Below are 17,359 nucleotides of genomic sequence, written 5' to 3' on the forward strand. Positions count from 1 at the left end.
CGCGTCGTGCGCTGGCCGGGTTCAATCCGGTTCGATCGATCGGCAAATATCGACGAAGCCCGCCGTGCCGCACATCGTCATGCGTGCGCGGGCCACCGGGACTCAGGCGCCCTTGCTGATGCGCGTGAACTTCGAGAGGATCGGCACCATCTGCGCGTAGATCTTCGGGTTGCCCGCGACCACTTCGCCCACGCGCAGGAAGTCCGAGTCGCCCGTGTAGTTGCCGACCAGACCGCCGGCTTCCGTCACGAGCAGGCTGCCCGCGGCCACGTCCCACGGGTTCAGCCCTTGTTCGAAGAAGCCGTCCATGCGGCCGGCCGCGACGTTCGCGAGGTCGAGCGCCGCCGCGCCCGGGCGGCGCAGGCCCGCGCAGGCGTTGGTCATGGCGGCGAACAGTTCGCAGTAGCTGTCGAGGCCGTCCTTTTCACGGAACGGGAAGCCCGTGCCGATCAGGCCGTCGGCGAGACGGTCGCGGCGCCCCACGCGGATGCGGCGGTCGTTGAGGAACGCGCCGCGGCCGCGCGAAGCGGTGAAGAGGTCGTTACGCGTCGGGTCGTAGACCACGGCCTGCGTGACGAGTCCCTTGTGCGCGAGCGCGATGGAAACGCAGTAGTACTGGAAGCCGTGGATGAAGTTGGTGGTGCCGTCGAGCGGATCGATGATCCACTGGTATTCGGATTCGTTCTCCGATTCGCCCGATTCCTCGGCGAGGATCGCGTGGTCGGGATAGGCGGTCTTGAGCGTTTCGATGATGGCGGCTTCGGCCGCCTTGTCGACTTCCGTGACGAAATCGTTATGCTGCTTTTTCGCAACCTGCACGAGGTCGAGATCGAGCGACGCGCGGTTGATGATCTGTCCGGCGCGGCGCGCGGCCTTGACAGCGATGTTGAGCATGGGATGCATGAGCCAGATCCTTAGTGTCGAACGCCCGCGTAATGCACGCGGTGCGCCCGTGTTGCGAAAGATAAAAGCGTCTAACGATTGGACAGGGCGCGCGGCGCGAGCGGCCGGCGTTGCCTGTCCCGTCAACGGAGACGAATTGGATAAGAGCGGTGCGCGGCGGCACGAAGGCCGGCGTGGCGCGGGAACGGTCGATTCGGGCCGAAGCGGGTCGAGACGAAAGGAGATTCCGGCGCGGCGATGAAACGCGCGAATCCCGCATTTTACCCGAGACCGGGCCGCTCGGGCGGACCGATGGCGCGGCTTAGCCGCGGTACGGGCGTGCGGAGGCTCCGCCCCGGCGCCCAGCCGCGCTAACATAGACGTTTTCCTTACGCTTCGCGTTCGAGACATATCTTGGTGCACCCCGATTCCGCCGCTCCGGCCGGCGCGCAGACGTCCGCCCCCCACCCCGACACCCACGACGTCCACGAATCCCTCGCGGGCGGCTTCACGTCCACGCGCTTCGTGCTCGTCGAGCCGAGCCACCCGGGCAATGTGGGCGCGGCGGCGCGCGCCCTTAAAACCATGGGCTTCTCGCGCCTCGTGCTGGTCGCGCCGCGCGTGCCGCAGGTCCATTGCGACCCGGAAGCGGTGGCGATGGCGAGCGGCGCCGACGACGTGCTGGCGGCCGCCCACATCGTCCCTACACTCGCCGACGCGCTCGCGGGCGTGCAGTGGTCGCTCGCGCTCACGGCGCGCACGCGCGAATACGGTCCGCCGCCCGCCGCGCCGCGTCACGCGGTGCAGGACGCCTGCCGCCAGGTCGCGCACGGCGGCGACATCGCGCTGGTGTTCGGCAACGAGCGCACGGGCCTCTCGAACGAAGACGTCGAGCGCTGTACGGCGCTCGCGCACATCCCGGCGAACCCCGCGTATAGCTCGCTCAATCTCGCGCAGGCGGTGCAGGTGCTCGCCTACGAGCTGCGCCTCGCGTATCTCGACGCCCATGCGCCGGGCGCCGCGTCGCATCCGGCGGTAGCGGCGGGCGCGGCCGCGCAGCCTGGGGTTGCCGGGCCGCTCGCCGCGAGCGACGACATCGAGCGCATGTACGTCCATCTCGAGAACGCACTGATCGCGCTCGATTTTCTCGATCCCGCCAATCCGAAGAAACTGATGTCGCGCCTGCGGCGTTTGTTCGCGCGCTCGGGGCTCGAGCGCGAGGAAGTCAACATCGTGCGCGGCATCGCGAAACACATCCTCATGCTGAAGGGCAAGGGCGACGGCCGCTGATCCGCGACCGGTTTTCTCGTCGCTGGCCCGGCGTTCGCGCCGACCTTGACGGCGACGGGGGCTTCCGGCGGCATGGCCGCTTTGCGCCTAAAATCGACGAAACCTCATAAGCAAATACGCGCGACTGCATAAGCGGCGCGCGACACCGGCCGCCGCGCGTCATGCGCGGCGCTGCCGTTCCCCATGTTCGACCCGTCCAGCGTGACTGCCATGTTCAAGAGACTTCGCGAAGACATCGCCACGATCCGCGAGCGCGATCCCGCCGCCCGCAGCGCCTGGGAAGTTCTCACCTGTTATCCGGGGCTGCACGCGCTCGTGCTGCATCGTTTCGCGCATGCGTGCTGGCGCGCGCAATACCGCTGGCTCGCGCGCTACGTCTCGCAGCTCGCGCGCTTTCTGACCGGCATCGAGATTCACCCGGGCGCGACCGTCGGCCGCCGCGTGTTCATCGACCATGGCATGGGCGTGGTGATCGGCGAGACGGCCGAAGTTGGCGACGACTGCACGATCTACCAGGGCGTGACGCTCGGCGGCACCTCGCTCACGCGCGGCGCGAAGCGTCACCCCACGCTCGGCGCGGGCGTGATCGTCGGGGCGGGCGCGAAGGTGCTCGGCGGTTTCACGGTGGGCGCGGGCGCGAAGATCGGCTCGAACGCGGTGGTCGTGAAGCCGGTGCCGGAAGGCGCGACGGCGGTGGGCAATCCCGCGCGCATCGTGGCGCCCGCGAAGGCGGCCGTCGATGTGGCCAGCCAGGCGGTGGCTGCGGGCGCGGCCGCGAACGCGAAGCCGGCGCGCGAAGGCTTTTGCGCCTACGGCATTTCGCCGAACGCGGACGATCCCGTGTCGCTCGCGATTCATGGCCTGATCGATCATGCGGCGACGCAAACCCAGCGTGTGGATGCGATTGTCGTGGCGCTGGAGCGGCTGGGCACGCGACTCGAAGCGCTGCACGGCGCGGACGCGGCGTTGATCGAGTTGCGGCGCTTGTCGGCCGGCATCGAGTGCAGCGCGGCAGCCACGGCCCAAGCCGCCACGCGCGCGGACACAACCCATCAAGCGGATAACGCCGACCAGGCGCCGGCGAACGTCTGAAGCCCGCGCGGCTTCAGACCAAGGCGCGCTCCGGCCTCAGTCGAGCGGCAACATGCGGAACCCCTCGGCATCCACGCGCAGATAACCGCCGCGCGGCGCGCCGTGATCGAGGTCCCAGTCGGCCAGCACCCAGCGCGTACCCCCCGGTTCCTGGTGGCGCGCGGGGCGGTGCGTGTGGCCGTGAATCATCGTATTCGTACGGGCGCGCTTGAAGAGCGCCGCCACGCCGCGCGCGGTCACGTCGTATTTCGGCAGACGCGGGCCCTCGCGGCGCATTTCGCTCGCGCGCCGCGCGCGTTCGGCGAGTGCCTTGCGCCAGCGAAACGGCCACGCGAGAAAGAACAGTTGCGGCATGCGGTTGCGCGCGAGCTTGCGAAAGAGCTGATAGCCGCGGTCGTCGGTGCACATGGCGTCGCCGTGCGCGAGCGCGACGCGCGTGCCGAACGCGGTGATCGCGATGGGGTCGGGCAGATAAATCGCGCCCGCGGCTTTCATGAAGCGCTTGCCCATCAGGAAGTCGCGGTTGCCGTGCATGATGTAGAGCGCGATGCCGCGCTCGGAGAGCGTGTGCATCAACGCGGCCATGCGCGCGACGAACGGATCGTCGAGCATGTCGTCGCCGATCCAGTATTCGAAGAGGTCGCCGAGTATGAACACCGAGTCGGCCTGATCGGCCGTGACCCGGATGAAGTGTTCGAACGCGGCGACCGTGCGCGGAATCCCGTCATTCAGATGCAGATCGGAAATGAACAGAAACGGACGCGCCGCATGCGGGCGCTTGCCCTCGCCGGGCACGCCCGCGGCAGCGTCTCGTAAGGCCTTTTCCTGCAGCATCGATGAAAGAGTGCGCGTAAGAGTGAAAACGTGGCGGTGCCGTCGTTAGTCGACGATCACGGCCTTCTCGATCACGACGTCGTCGACGGGCACGTCCTGATGGAAGCCCTTCGAACCCGTCTTGACCTTCTTGATCTTCTCGACCACGTCGAGGCCGTCGACCACCTTGCCGAACACGGCGTAACCCCAGCCCTGCGGCGTGGGCGACGAGTGGTTCAGGAAGTCGTTGTCGGCCACGTTGATGAAGAACTGCGCGCTCGCCGAATGCGGGTCGTTGGTGCGTGCCATGGCGATCGAACCGAGTTCGTTCTTCAGGCCGTTGTTCGCTTCGTTTTCGATCGACGCTTCGGTCGGCTTTTGCTTCATGCCGGCTTCGAAACCGCCGCCCTGGATCATGAACCCGTCGATGACGCGGTGGAACACCGTGCCGTCATAGTGGCCGTTCTTCACGTAGTTGAGGAAGTTGGCGACCGTCTTCGGGGCCTTCTCGGCGTTCAGTTCGAGCTTGATGACGCCGTGGTTCGTGTGCAGTTCGACCATGATGGAATCCTTTGCCTGTGGCTTGGGGGGAAGGACGGTGCGGCGCCGGCACGAGGCGAGGCGTCGAGCCTGCGCGTGTGCCGCCGCCGCGACCGTGCGACGGGAGTGGGCGCGGTTCGCGCCCGGATCGGGCCGCCGTAACGGCAACCCGACGTGAGAGGACTGCTTCCTGGCGGGCGTGGTTGCTGCTTTCGTGGTTGCCCGGGTGCCGCTTACTTGCCGACGACGCTCGCCGACTGGATCACGATTTCCTTCTGCGGCACGTCGCCCATCGGGCCGCGCGAAATGGTGGGCGCCGCTTCGATCTTCTTCACGACGTCCATACCCTGCGTGACCTTGCCGAACACGGCGTAACCGTTGCCGTCCGGATTCGGATAGTCGAGGCCGGCATTGTCGACGGTATTGATGAAGAACTGCGCCGTGGCCGAATTCGGGTCGCTCGTGCGTGCCATGGCGATCGTGCCCGTGGTGTTCTTCAGGCCGTTCTTGCTTTCCAGCGCGATGGGCGCGCGCGTGGGCTTCTCGACGAAGCTCGTCGTGTAGCCGCCGCCCTGGATCATGAAGCCGCGAATCACGCGATGAAAGATCGTGCCGTTGTACTGGCCGGATTTCACGTACTGCAGGAAGTTGTCGACGGTCTTCGGCGCTTTCTCCGGGTACAGCTCGACGCGAATGTCGCCTTCACTGGTCTTGAATAGCACTTGCGGATGCGCGGCCGCCGTGGGGGCCTGCGCAAAGGCGGGTGCGTTCGCGATCAGGGCGGCGCTGCCGAGCGCCAACATCAACCATTTCATGAGTATCCTCGGAAGTACGGGAAAACGAGTCGAGACGCGCATGCGGCATGCGCGCCGCGGCTTAGTTCGATGGCGCCACGAAGGGCGGCATCGCAAGCGACCCGGTCGGGCCGCCGAACTGGAACGCCGGATTGTTCAGCGTAGGCGTGATGTATTTCGAGCCGGTGTTCGAGGTGTCGTCGGCCGCGGCGGCGCGCTTTTTCTTTTGCGAGGGCGGCGGCGAGACGATCTTCTCGAGGTCGGCGAGGCGCTGCGCGGTCGGGCCGCTCGTGTGGCCGGTCGCCTGGGCGCGCTTGTACGATGCGTCGGCGAGACGCAGGTACAGATCGCCGAGATTTTCCCACGCGAGACCGTACGAAGGATTCGCCTTGGTGGCCGTTTCCAGCGCGACGCGCGCCTCTTCGTAGCGGCCGTGCTTCGCGTACAGCGTGGCGAGGTTGTTGTACGGCTCGGGCAGCTCGGGATACTGCTGCGTGAGTTCGGTGAAGGCTTCGATCGCGTCGTCGTCGCGATTCATGCGCGCAAGGATGGTCGCGCGCTTGAATTTCGCCTGCACGTCGCGGGGATTCGACTGGATGCGCGCATCGAGCTGGCTCAGCGCCGAGGACCAGTCGCGCTGGGCGATGGCGGTGTCGGCGCCGGGCGTGGAGTCGGACGTGGCGGGCGGTGCGGCATGGGCGATGCGCGCGCTGCACAGCACGAACGCGACGCTCGCGAGAGCCGACGCGGCAAGGGTCGCAGCGCGACGCGCGCGGCCGCTGGAAGGTTTCATAGGGTGAGGTCGCGGTGTTATACTCCGAGCCATTCTAACAAAAGGTCTGTGCGTTTCGTCGCGCGCTTTGTCCCTTGCCAGACGTTGCTTCATTTTCGGGGCTTCAAGTCCGGGCATTTCGGGTTGCGCAGCAGGAATCGCCAGGCTTTCTTTCGCCACTCGTGGTCGTCTCCGCCCAGTTGCAGGTTGGTTCGCATGGCGGGTACCGGCAAGCGGCAGCCTGAGCAACGCGGTGCTACGCACCCGCCGGCTGCACCTGGTGCCGACGCGCTTCCCTCGCGGTTTATCTCGACCCACGTATCCATCGTCTTTATGGAATCACTGCGCATCTACAACACGCTCGCGCGTGACAAGCAAACTTTCGCGCCTCTCGTGCCCGGCGTCGTACGCATGTACGTCTGCGGCATGACGGTGTACGACTATTGTCACGTGGGGCATGCGCGGGTGATGGTGGTGTTCGACATCGTGCAGCGCTGGCTGCGCACGCTCGGTTACGACGTGACCTATGTCCGTAACATTACCGACATCGACGACAAGATCATTCGCCGCGCCGTGGAAAACGGCGAGACGATCCGCGCGCTCACCGACCGTTTCATCGCCGCGCTGCATGAAGACGCAGACGCGCTGGGCGTGCAGCGTCCCGATCACGAGCCGCGCGCGACGCAGTACATCCCGCAGATGCTCGACATGATCGGCAAGCTCGAGCAGAACGGCTACGCGTATCAGGGCAAGGACGGCGACGTGAACTACGCCGTGCGCAAGTTCGCGCATTACGGCGCGCTCTCGGGCAAGTCGCTCGAGGACCTGCGCGCGGGCGAACGTGTGGCGACGAACGATGCCAAGCAGGATCCGCTTGACTTCGTCCTGTGGAAACAGGCAAAACCGGAAGAGCCGGCCGACACGAGCTGGGACTCGAAGTACGGGCGCGGCCGGCCCGGTTGGCACATCGAGTGTTCGGCGATGGGCTGCACCTTGCTCGGCGATCATTTCGACATTCACGGCGGCGGTCAGGACCTGCAGTTCCCGCACCATGAAAACGAAATCGCGCAAAGCGAGGGCGCGACCGGCAAGACGTTCGTCAACACGTGGATGCATAACGGCTTCGTGAATATCGACAACGAGAAGATGTCGAAGTCGCTCGGCAACTTCTTCACGATCCGCGAAGTGCTCGCGAAGTACGATGCCGAGGTCGTGCGTTTCTTCATGGCGCGCGCGCATTACCGCTCGCCGCTGAATTACAGCGACGTGCATCTCGACGACGCGAAGAACGCGCTCACGCGGCTGTACACGGCGTTGAAGGACGCCGCGCCGGACGCGAACCCGCTCGACTGGAACGAAGCGTACGCGCAGCGTTTCCAGGCGGCGATGAACGACGACTTCAACACGCCGGTGGCGATCGCCGTGCTGTTCGAACTCGCAACCGAAGTGAACCGCACGGGCGAGCCCGCGCTCGCGCGTCAGTTGCAGCAACTCGCGCGCGTGATCGGCGTACTCGTGCGCGAGCCGCGCGCATTCCTGCAGCAGGCCGCGGGTGCGCAGGAGGCGGGCGCGCTCGACGTGGCCGCGATCGAAGCGCAGATCGCCGCGCGCACGGCGGCGAAGCAGGCAAAGCAGTATGCGGAGGCGGACCGGATCCGGGCCGAACTGCTCGATGCCGGTGTCGCGCTCGAAGACAAACCGGGCGGGTTGACCGAGTGGCGCCGCGTGTGAGCGGGCTGTCCAGTTTCCACTGATCGATTCGCGAGGCAGGAGGCAGGATGGCAACGGCCACGAAGACGCAGACCAAACGGTCTGCGTCGCTAACGGGCGCCGCAGCGGGTGAGGCGGGCACGGTGATGAAGCGCGCCGCGCGCAGCGGCGACGCGAAGGCGAAGGACGCGGGCAAGAGCGCCGACGCGAAGCGCGCGGCCAATGGTGCGAGCCATGCGGGCGCGAAGGAGTTGGCGAAGGAGCCCGTGAAGGCGGCGCCCAGGTCCGCCCGCGCGAAGGCCAACGGTGCGGCGCATGCGCTCGAAGGCGCCGCCATCGACGCGGCGCTCGAGAAGCCCGCCGCGCTCGAAACGGTGGAGCCAGCCGCGGCCGCGCTCGGCGATCTCGAATTCGAGGTGCAGCGTCCCGACTACTGGGACAAGGCGTGCGCCGACCTGGTCAAGCGCGACCGTATCCTCAAGAAGCTGATTCCGAAATTCGGTCCGGTGCATCTGCTGAGCCGCGACGATCCGTTCGTCACGCTCGCGCGCTCGGTCGTCGGTCAGCAGATTTCCACGGCGGCCGCGCAGGCGCTCTGGCAGCGCGTGGAAGCCGCGTGCCCGAAACTCGTGCCGCAGCAGTTCCTCAAGCTCGGTCACGAGAAGCTGGCGGCGTGCGGTCTGTCGAAGCGCAAGACGGAATACATCCTCGATCTCGCGCAGCATTTCGTCTCGGGCGCGCTCCATGTTGGCAAGTGGACGAGCATGGACGACGAAGACGTGATCGCCGAACTCACGGCGATCCGCGGCATCGGTCGCTGGACCGCCGAGATGTTCCTGATCTTCAATCTCGCGCGGCCGAACGTGCTGCCGCTCGACGATCTCGGCCTGATCCGCGCGATCAGCGTCAATTATTTCAGTGGCGAACCCGTCACGCGCAGCGAAGCGCGCGAGGTCGCGGCGAACTGGGAGCCGTGGCGAACTGTCGCGACCTGGTACATGTGGCGCAGCCTCGAACCGTCGTGAAGGCGCGCTCCGCCCTGCGTGGCGGTGCGGGCGCCTGTCTTGCTGCATCAGTTTTGAGTTAAGAATAATCCTATCGAACCAGTTGTGTCGATAGTTCTTGGCCGATTTCGGCGACAGCGGTCGCGGTTAGAATACGCGCTGCCGCAAAGTTGAAGGATTCCCTATCATCATGAAGACCACGTTTCTGGATTTCGAACAGCCGATCGCTGAGCTGGAAGCGAAGATCGAAGAATTGCGCTTCGTTCAGGACGATTCGGCCGTCGATATTTCGGAAGAAATCGAGCGGCTGTCGAAGAAGAGCCAGCAGCTCACGAAGGACCTCTACGCCAACCTGAGCCCGTGGCAGGTTTCGCAGATCGCGCGCCATCCGCAGCGTCCGTACACGCTCGATTACGTGCATGAGCTGTTCACCGATTTTCACGAACTCCACGGCGACCGCTCGTACGCGGACGACCTGTCGATCGTCGGCGGGCTCGCGCGCTTCAGCGGCCAGCCGTGCATGGTGATCGGCCAGCAGAAGGGCCGCGACACGAAGGAGCGCGCCGCGCGCAACTTCGGCATGCCGCGTCCGGAAGGCTATCGCAAGGCCGAGCGTCTGATGCGCCTCGCCGAGAAGTTCGGCCTGCCGATCTTCACGTTCGTCGACACGCCGGGCGCGTACCCGGGCATCGGCGCGGAAGAGCGCGGCCAGTCGGAAGCTATCGGCCGCAATCTGTACGTCATGGCCGAACTCAAGACGCCGATCATCACGACGATCATCGGCGAGGGCGGTTCGGGCGGCGCGCTCGCGATCGCCGTGGCCGACACGGTCATGATGCTGCAATTCTCGACCTACTCGGTCATCTCGCCGGAAGGCTGCGCGTCGATCCTGTGGAAGAGCGCCGCGAAGGCGCCCGAAGCGGCCGAGGCGCTGGGTCTGACCGCGCATCGTCTGAAGGCGCTCGGCCTGATCGACAAGATCGTGAACGAGCCGCTCGGCGGCGCGCATCGTGACCCGAAGGGCATGGCCGCGCTGCTGCGCCGCGCGCTCTCCGACTCGCTGCGCCAGTTCCAGGGCATGAGCATTGCCGAACTGAAGGAGCGTCGTTACGAGCGCCTGATGGCCTACGGCAAGTACAAGGAAACGACGCCGGGCGCGTAACGCACCGCCGTCGCGTCATGCCGACGCCGCATTCCGACCCGCACGCCGGGCGCATCGTTCTCGACGCGCTCGGCGTCGTGCTTTCTGCGCTGCCATTCGAGGCGCGTATCGCCGTCGCATATAGCGGCGGCCTCGATTCCTCGGTGTTGCTCGACGCCGCCGTGCGGGCGGCGGGCGCGGCGCGCGTGGTCGCGCTGCATGTGCACCACGGCCTCAGTCCTCATGCCGATGCCTGGCTCGCGCACTGCGCGGCGACCGCGCGCGCCTATGGCGTGAGGTTCGATGCGCGCCGCGTGGAGGTCGCACGCGACGCCGCGGCGGGTATCGAAGCGGCCGCGCGTGACGCGCGCTACCGGGCGCTCGACGCGATGTGCGCGGAGCACGGCGTCGCGGCGCTCTGGCTCGCCCAGCATGCCGACGATCAAGCCGAAACCGTGTTGCTGCAATGGTTGCGCGGCGCGGGCCTCGCCGGCCTCGCGGCGATGGCGCCGGTGCGCGCGGTCGAAGGCGGCGTGCCGCGCATGCGCCCGCTGCTGGGTTTGTTGCGCGCGCAACTGGAGCGCTATGCGCATGCGTACGATCTGCGCTGGATCGACGACGAATCGAATGACGACACCCGCTATGCGCGCAACGCCTTGCGTCACGACGTGATGCCGGCGCTCGCCGCGCACTTTCCCGGTTATCGCGAGGCGCTCGCGCGCACAGCGGCCCACGCGGCCGCCTCGCAGCGTTTGCTCGACGACCTCGCGCAGATCGATTTGCGCGAGATCGCGCGCGACGACGGGCGCGCGCTGTCGCATGCGGCGCTGGTCGCGCTCGACGACGCGCGCGCCTTGAATCTGCTGCGCTACTGGATGCGTTCGCTCGGGCTGCCCGCCGCTTCCACGGCGCGGCTGAACGACGCGCTGCGCCAGTTGCGCGAGATCGCGCACGGCGACGCGCGGGCCGCCGACACGCCGAACGATCACGCCTTGCGCGTCGATCACGCCGGTCAGCAGTTGCGGTGTTATCGCGGGCTGGTGTCGTGGGATGCGCCGCGCGCCGCAGTCGATCCGGCGCCGGCGCGCCCGCATGCCGAACTACGCTGGCGCGGTCAGGAAATCTGGCGCTTGCCCGCGTGGCGCGGCACCTACGTGTTCGCGCCCGCGAGCGCCGACGACGCCGATGCGGTGCCCGAAGCCGTGCTGCTGCGCGCGCCGCTCGTCGCGCGCGAGCGCAGCGGCGGCGAGCGTTTGCGCGACGAGGCGGCCAACGTGAGCCGCACGCTCAAGAATCTGTTTCAAATGCGCGGTGTGCCCGCGTGGGAGCGCGATGTGCCGCTGCTGTATCTCGGCGAGACGCTCCTGTTCGTGCCCCGGATCGGCGTGAATCGCTCGGCGTTCGGGGCGCTCGACCCGCAGGCGGTCACGGGCTGGCGCCGTATCGAATGGCGCGAGGATCTGACGATCGCGTGATCCAGCGTGATCCAAACCGGACCGGCGGACCTCGGCACGACATCGGAACGACATCGGCAGGAATTACCGGCTATCCCTCGGGCTGCGCGCCGCTTTCGTGGCCCTACCTCGGCCGATCTCCCGCAAATCCTTGCCAGGCAAGTGTTTTTGCCGCCTCGCACGCGAGTTCCGCCTTGTAATTTTGGCGTCATTCGGGTAGGGTAACTCGTTTGTCCAGCCCGCTTTTTCGCGTTCACGGACGCCGTCAAAAGCGGTGTCTGCAGTGAAGGCGCGATTTTTCCTTCGAGCGGTATCCGACGGTTGCAGGGACGTCGTAGCGGCATGCGGGCAGGGCGCGTTTCAAGACATGGGCAGCACACGCTGCGCGCGCGTTTCGTTTCGATCGGGGCCACGGCTCGGGTCGCGAGGCGGCGGATCTTGACGCCCCTGAGGACAATCCCGCGCGTGCTGCACGCGCTGCATGAAACGGTCGCCAGGCCGCGAAGTCCGGGCGGCGCCGTCTTTCAGTGCGCCAGCGCGGAAACATCTCCAGTTCAGAACGACAATGGCACTCATCGTACATAAATACGGCGGCACCTCGATGGGCTCGACGGAGCGCATCAAGAACGTCGCCAAGCGCGTCGCGAAATGGCACAAGGCTGGCCACAAGATGGTCGTCGTGCCTTCGGCGATGTCCGGCGAAACGAATCGTCTGCTCGGTCTCGCGAAAGAGATCTCGGCGCAACCGAGTCCGCGCGAGCTCGACATGATTGCGGCGACCGGCGAACAGGTGAGCGTCGGCCTGCTGTCGATCGCCCTGCAGGAAGCGGGCGTCGACGCCATCAGCTACACGGGCTGGCAAGTGCCGGTCAAAACCGACAGCGCCTTCACGAAGGCGCGCATCAACGACATCGACGGCGAGCGCGTGCTGGCCGACCTCGATGCCGGCAAGGTGGTCGTGATCACGGGCTTCCAGGGCATCGACCCCGAAGGCCACATCACGACGCTCGGCCGCGGCGGTTCGGACACCTCGGCCGTGGCCGTGGCAGCCGCGCTCGAAGCGGACGAATGCCTGATCTATACCGACGTGGACGGCGTTTACACGACCGACCCGCGCGTGGTGGACGACGCGCGCCGGCTCGATCGCATCACCTTCGAAGAGATGCTGGAAATGGCCAGCCTCGGCTCGAAAGTGCTGCAGATCCGCTCGGTGGAATTCGCAGGCAAGTATCAGGTGAAGACGCGCGTGCTCTCGAGCCTGACCGATCCGATGATGGACCTCGACGCGGAAATGAAGTCGGGCACCCTGATCACTTTTGAAGAAGACGAGACCATGGAAAAAGCAGTCATCTCGGGTATCGCGTTCCAGCGCGACGAGGCCCGTATCATCGTGGCGGGTGTGCCCGACAAGCCCGGCATCGCGTATCAGATCCTCGGCCCGGTGGCGGATGCGAACATCGACGTCGACATGATCATTCAGAACCAGAGCGTGGACGGCAAGACCGACTTCACGTTCACGGTGCCGCGCGGCGACTATCAACGCGCCGTCGACGTGCTCAAGAACACCGTGCAAGGCCACGTGAGCGCGGAGAAGGTGCTCGGCGACGCGAAGGTCTCGAAGGTTTCCGTGGTGGGCGTGGGCATGCGCTCGCACGTGGGCGTGGCGAGCAAGATGTTCCGCACGCTTTCGGAAGAAGGCATCAACATCCAGATGATCTCGACGTCGGAGATCAAGATCTCGGTGCTGATCGACGAGAAGTACATGGAACTGGCGGTTCGTGCGCTGCACAAGGCATTCGAACTCGAGCAGGCTTGAGCGTCGGTTCGTCGTTCGACCGACGTTGTATGACGCGGGGATGACGAGGTTTTTCGGTCTTGAAATCAGGGCGCCGCATGGCTTGTGCGGTTGCAGAAAAAAATCTGCAAAAAAGCGTCTTATGAATTGACCGGGGCGTCTTAACCCGCTATTATCTTGGCTTCGTTGCGCTGCCTCCCTGGCGCGAACGAAGTTTTCGGGAGACGTGGCCGAGAGGTCGAAGGCACTCCCCTGCTAAGGGAGCATCTGGGCCAAAACCTGGATCGAGGGTTCGAATCCCTCCGTCTCCGCCAGAAATGGCGGTGGAAACCCCGCAAGTCGAAAGGCTTGCGGGGTTTTTCTTTTGTCCTTCGCGCGACGTGCAAAGGCACGGTGGGCGAGATGCACATGTGATCGCATTGCATGCCGATCAATAGTCAGGAATCCCAGGCATTGTGGCGTGCCGTGTCCGTTTCGGTGATGCGCGTCGTGGGGCACGCCGTGTGCTCATGTTGCACGGGCGAAAGATTTTCATCCGCTTGCCGATATTGCGTAGAGCTTCGCGCGTCGGTTCGCAATTCGCGGCAAGCCGCTGCGGTTTCGACGGCACGATGCGGCGAGCAGTGCTATTCTCGCGGCGCCGCAGCCAGCCCGCGTCAGTGTAACGAGACGTAACGTCATCGCTCGTGCGCAGTGTTGTGCATCAGTTATTACAAGTTTGAAATACGCCGGCCAAAGTGCCTGCGCTATATTGGCTTCAACAAAACATCAACCCGAAAGGTGAGTTCATGAAGTTCCCACGCGTCGTTGCAGTGCTGCTCGGGGGTTTGGCTATTGGTGCGTCGAGCGCTGCCATGGCCCACGTGAGCGTTGGCGTCAACATCGGTATTCCTGCGCCCGTGTATGTCGCGCCGCAGCCGGTCTATGCGCCGCCGCCTCCGCCGCCCGTCGTCTATCAGCCGGCGCCCGTGTATGCGGCACCGGCCATCGTGATCGGCTGGCACGGCGACCGTTACTGGGACGGCCGCCGCTACTGGGCGCGTGACGACTGGTATCGCCATCATGGTGGCGGCTATGGTCGCGGCCCTGGCCCCGGCCGTGGTCACTGGGATCACGGCGGTCCTCCCGGACACTGGCACTAAGCCGATCCAGCGAGTATTGGCGTCGCGCGCTTCGCGTGGCGCACAAAAGAAAAGCCGCCCAAGGGGCGGCTTTTTTATTGCAGCCGTTGCCTGCGCAACGACGCGGATCTACGCAGCGAACACCCGTGTCATTCGAGTCCGGCCATCCCGCCGACCACGGCGTTGAAGCCCGAATCGACGTGCATGATTTCGGCCGTCACGCCCGACGAAAGGTCGGAGAGCAGGAACGCGGCCGAGTTGCCCACTTGTTCGATCGTCACGTTGCGTTGGAGCGGGGCGTTCGTTTCGACGAAGTCGAGAATCTTGCCGAAGCCCTTGATGCCGCTGGCCGCGAGCGTCTTGATCGGGCCCGCCGAAATGCCGTTGACGCGCACGCCTTGCGTGCCGAGCGCGACTGCGAGATAACGCACGCTCGCTTCGAGCGCGGCCTTCGCGACGCCCATCGTGTTGTAGTTCGGGATCGCGCGCTCGGCGCCGAGATAGGTCAGCGTGAGCAGCGAAGCGTTCGACGAGAGCATCGGCTTGGCGGCTTTCGCGAGTGCGGGGAAGCTGTAGGCCGAGATGTCGTGGGCGATGCGGAAGTTTTCGCGCGTCATGCCGTCGAGGAAGTCGCCCGCGATCGCTTCGCGCGGCGCGAAGCCGATCGAGTGAACGAGACCGTCGAGCGAATCCCAGTGCTTCTTGAGGTCCACGAAAAGGGCCTCGATCTGCGCGTCGTCGGCGACATCGCAGGGGAACACGAGGTCGCTGCCGAACTCCTGCGCGAACTCCGTGACGCGATCCTTGAAGCGGTCGCCAACGTACGTGAACGCCAGTTCCGCGCCTTCGCGCTTGCACGCCTGCGCGATGCCGTACGCGATCGAACGGTTCGACAGCAGGCCGGTCAACAGGATGCGTTTGCCAGCGAGGAAGCCCATGAATTCTCCTAAATCAGGTCAATGCGTCGGGCGCCTGTGGGGCGGCGCCGCGAGGTTTGGGTAGAATTCTCTCACAACTGACAAGGCTGCCCGGACAAATCCCTTTCTATGACGATTCGAACGCTTGGCGGAACGGCGCGTGGCGCGCTTGCGAAGGGGCTGGCGGCGGCGGGCGTGGCGCTCGCGTTCGGGATGGCGACGATGCCTTCGGCGCACGCCGTCTACGCCATCGCGCAATACGGCGCGCCCAAATACCCGCAGGGTTTCACGCATTTCGACTACGTCAACCCCGATGCGCCGAAGGGCGGCACGCTCGTGCTCGCGAACCCGGACCGGCTCACGAGTTTCGACAAGTTCAATCCGTTCACGCTGCGCGGTAACGCCGCGCCCGGCCTCGGCATGCTGTTCGAAAGCCTCACCACGGGCAGCATGGACGAAGTCGCTTCGGCGTATGGTCTGCTCGCCGACGATATCCGCATCGCGCCCGACGCGCTCTCCGTCACGTTTCACATCAATCCGCGTGCGCATTTCTCGAACGGCGACCCGGTCACCGCCGCCGACGTGAAGTTCTCGCTCGACACGCTGAAGAGCCGCCAGGCCGCGCCTTCGATGCAAGCCTATTTCAGCGAGATCACGCGCGCGGTGGTGGTCGACCCGGCCACCATCCGCTTCGAGTTCAAGTCGAACAATCGCGAGCTGCCGCTGATCGCGGGCGGCATGCCGGTGTTCTCGCACAAGTGGGGCATGCGCCCGGACGGCAGCCGCATCGCGTTCGACCAGCTGGCGTTCGAGCCGCCCATCGGCAGTGGCCCGTATGTGATCGACCGTTATTCGAACGGCCGCACCATCACTTATCAGCTCGATCCGAACTACTGGGGTAAGGATCTGGCCGTGCGCGTGGGCACCAACAACTTCACGCGCATCACCTACAAGCTGTATTCCGACGATGTCGCGCGCCTCGAGGCGTTCAAGGCCGGCGAATACGATGCGCTCGTCGAGAACGTCTCGCGCAACTGGGTGCGGCGCGACGTGGGCAAGCGCTTCGACAGCGGCGAGCTCATCAAGCGCGAATTCCCGCAGCACAACGGCACGGGCATGCAGGGCTTCGTCATGAATCTGCGCAAGCCCGTGTTCCAGGACGTGCGCGTGCGCCACGCACTCGACCTCGCGCTCGACTTTCAGTGGCTCAACCGCATGCTGTTCTATAGCCAGTACCGGCGGCTCGACAGCTGGTTCGCGAATACGCCGTTGCAACCGAAGGGCCTGCCGTCGCCGGGCGAACTGGCGCTGCTCGACCCGTGGCGCAAGTCGCTCGATCCGGCCGTGTTCGGGCCGCCGCCGGTGCAGCCCGTCACCACGCCGCCCGGTTCGCTGCGTGCGAATCTGCTGCAAGCGCGCCAGTTGCTCGCCGATGCGGGCTGGACCTACCGCGACGGCGCGCTGCGTAACGCGAAGGGCGAGCCGTTCACGTTCGAAGTGCTCGACGACACGGCCGCCTCCTCGCAGTGGGCGCCGATCATGGCGCAGTACACGCAGGCGCTCAAGCGGCTCGGTATCCAGGTGAACTACCGGTCGGTGGATTTCGCGCTGTATCAGAAGCGGCTCGACGCCTTCGACTTCGACATGACGACCATCAAGTTCCCCGACGTGCAGGTGCCGGGCGCGGAGCAGGTCGACCGCTTCGGCAGCAAGGCCGCCGACGAGGCGGGCTCGGGCAATCTGATCGGCGTGAAATCTCTCGCCATCGACGCGATCCTCAAGGCGCTCACGCAGGCGCAGACGCTGGAGCAATTGCTCGACGCCACCCACGCGCTCGACCGGGTGCTGATGCACGGCTACTATGTGGTGCCGCAGTGGTACAGCGCGACGCACCGCGTGGCGTATCGCAACACGCTGGCGTATCCGGCGAAATTGCCGCTGTACTATGGCGCGGGCGACTGGATCATCTCCACCTGGTGGCGCAAGCCGCAGGCCGCGCCCGCGCAAGCCGCTCAACATTGACGACAACGACGG

Annotated in this window: 15 protein-coding genes and 1 tRNA gene; 10 read left to right on the forward strand and 6 right to left on the reverse strand. The window is 65.8% G+C overall.

The features are described from left to right. Positions 1–102 precede the first annotated feature (102 nt). Positions 103–903 (reverse strand): inositol monophosphatase family protein, encoded by an 801-nt coding sequence (locus tag FAZ98_RS05850; protein ID WP_158949637.1) that lies wholly within the window; start codon positions 901–903, stop codon positions 103–105. A gap of 390 nt (positions 904–1,293) precedes the next feature. Here FAZ98_RS05850 and FAZ98_RS05855 point away from each other — a divergent pair, with 390 nt between their 5' ends. After that, complete coding sequence (locus FAZ98_RS05855; protein ID WP_407672052.1) at positions 1,294–2,172, forward strand: RNA methyltransferase; 879 nt, start codon at positions 1,294–1,296, stop codon at positions 2,170–2,172. 210 nt (positions 2,173–2,382) lie between these two features. Continuing rightward, positions 2,383–3,264 carry a serine O-acetyltransferase gene (gene cysE, locus FAZ98_RS05860; protein ID WP_158949639.1) on the forward strand — a complete coding sequence of 294 codons (882 nt, stop codon included), beginning with the start codon at positions 2,383–2,385 and terminating at the stop codon, positions 3,262–3,264. A 36-nt stretch (positions 3,265–3,300) separates the two neighbouring features. On the opposite strand, the gene FAZ98_RS05865 is transcribed toward cysE, so the two are convergent. From FAZ98_RS05865 to FAZ98_RS05880, 4 genes are all read right to left on the reverse strand, one after another. Next, a complete protein-coding gene (locus FAZ98_RS05865) occupies positions 3,301–4,098 on the reverse strand; it encodes a UDP-2,3-diacylglucosamine diphosphatase (RefSeq protein ID WP_158949641.1) in 798 nt (265 codons plus the stop codon). A gap of 45 nt (positions 4,099–4,143) precedes the next feature. Further along, positions 4,144–4,638 carry a peptidylprolyl isomerase gene (locus FAZ98_RS05870; RefSeq protein WP_158949643.1) on the reverse strand — a complete coding sequence of 165 codons (495 nt, stop codon included), beginning with the start codon at positions 4,636–4,638 and terminating at the stop codon, positions 4,144–4,146. Between the two features lie 212 nt (positions 4,639–4,850). Continuing rightward, a complete protein-coding gene (locus tag FAZ98_RS05875; protein ID WP_158949645.1) occupies positions 4,851–5,432 on the reverse strand; it encodes a peptidylprolyl isomerase in 582 nt (193 codons plus the stop codon). A 61-nt stretch (positions 5,433–5,493) separates the two neighbouring features. Beyond that, a complete protein-coding gene (locus FAZ98_RS05880; protein WP_158949647.1) occupies positions 5,494–6,204 on the reverse strand; it encodes a tetratricopeptide repeat protein in 711 nt (236 codons plus the stop codon). A 312-nt stretch (positions 6,205–6,516) separates the two neighbouring features. Here FAZ98_RS05880 and cysS point away from each other — a divergent pair, with 312 nt between their 5' ends. The 7 genes from cysS (at position 6,517) to FAZ98_RS05915 (ending at position 14,429) form a co-directional block, all read left to right on the forward strand. Next, positions 6,517–7,914 (forward strand): cysteine--tRNA ligase, encoded by a 1,398-nt coding sequence (gene cysS / locus FAZ98_RS05885; protein ID WP_158949649.1) that lies wholly within the window; start codon positions 6,517–6,519, stop codon positions 7,912–7,914. A 47-nt stretch (positions 7,915–7,961) separates the two neighbouring features. Continuing rightward, positions 7,962–8,918, forward strand: coding sequence for an endonuclease III domain-containing protein (locus tag FAZ98_RS05890; RefSeq protein WP_158949651.1), 957 nt, complete (start codon positions 7,962–7,964; stop codon positions 8,916–8,918). Between the two features lie 169 nt (positions 8,919–9,087). Beyond that, positions 9,088–10,059, forward strand: coding sequence for an acetyl-CoA carboxylase carboxyltransferase subunit alpha (locus FAZ98_RS05895; RefSeq protein WP_158949653.1), 972 nt, complete (start codon positions 9,088–9,090; stop codon positions 10,057–10,059). Between the two features lie 17 nt (positions 10,060–10,076). Next, entirely contained in the window at positions 10,077–11,513 is a 1,437-nt protein-coding gene (gene tilS, locus FAZ98_RS05900) for a tRNA lysidine(34) synthetase TilS (protein WP_158949655.1), read from the forward strand. Positions 11,514–12,057: 544 nt separating this feature from the next. Continuing rightward, positions 12,058–13,308 carry an aspartate kinase gene (locus FAZ98_RS05905; protein ID WP_158949657.1) on the forward strand — a complete coding sequence of 417 codons (1,251 nt, stop codon included), beginning with the start codon at positions 12,058–12,060 and terminating at the stop codon, positions 13,306–13,308. 199 nt (positions 13,309–13,507) lie between these two features. Next, positions 13,508–13,601 (forward strand) — tRNA-Ser (locus tag FAZ98_RS05910). 474 nt (positions 13,602–14,075) lie between these two features. After that, a complete protein-coding gene (locus FAZ98_RS05915) occupies positions 14,076–14,429 on the forward strand; it encodes a hypothetical protein (protein WP_158949659.1) in 354 nt (117 codons plus the stop codon). A 128-nt stretch (positions 14,430–14,557) separates the two neighbouring features. On the opposite strand, the gene fabI is transcribed toward FAZ98_RS05915, so the two are convergent. Then, positions 14,558–15,346 (reverse strand): enoyl-ACP reductase FabI, encoded by a 789-nt coding sequence (gene fabI / locus FAZ98_RS05920; RefSeq protein ID WP_158949661.1) that lies wholly within the window; start codon positions 15,344–15,346, stop codon positions 14,558–14,560. 192 nt (positions 15,347–15,538) lie between these two features. On the opposite strand from fabI, the gene FAZ98_RS05925 reads away from it, so the two are divergent. Beyond that, positions 15,539–17,347 (forward strand): extracellular solute-binding protein, encoded by a 1,809-nt coding sequence (locus FAZ98_RS05925; protein ID WP_233272697.1) that lies wholly within the window; start codon positions 15,539–15,541, stop codon positions 17,345–17,347. The last annotated feature ends 12 nt before the right edge of the window (positions 17,348–17,359 follow it).

It is taken from the genome of Paraburkholderia acidisoli (genome assembly GCF_009789675.1).
Lineage (GTDB): Bacteria > Pseudomonadota > Gammaproteobacteria > Burkholderiales > Burkholderiaceae > Paraburkholderia > Paraburkholderia acidisoli.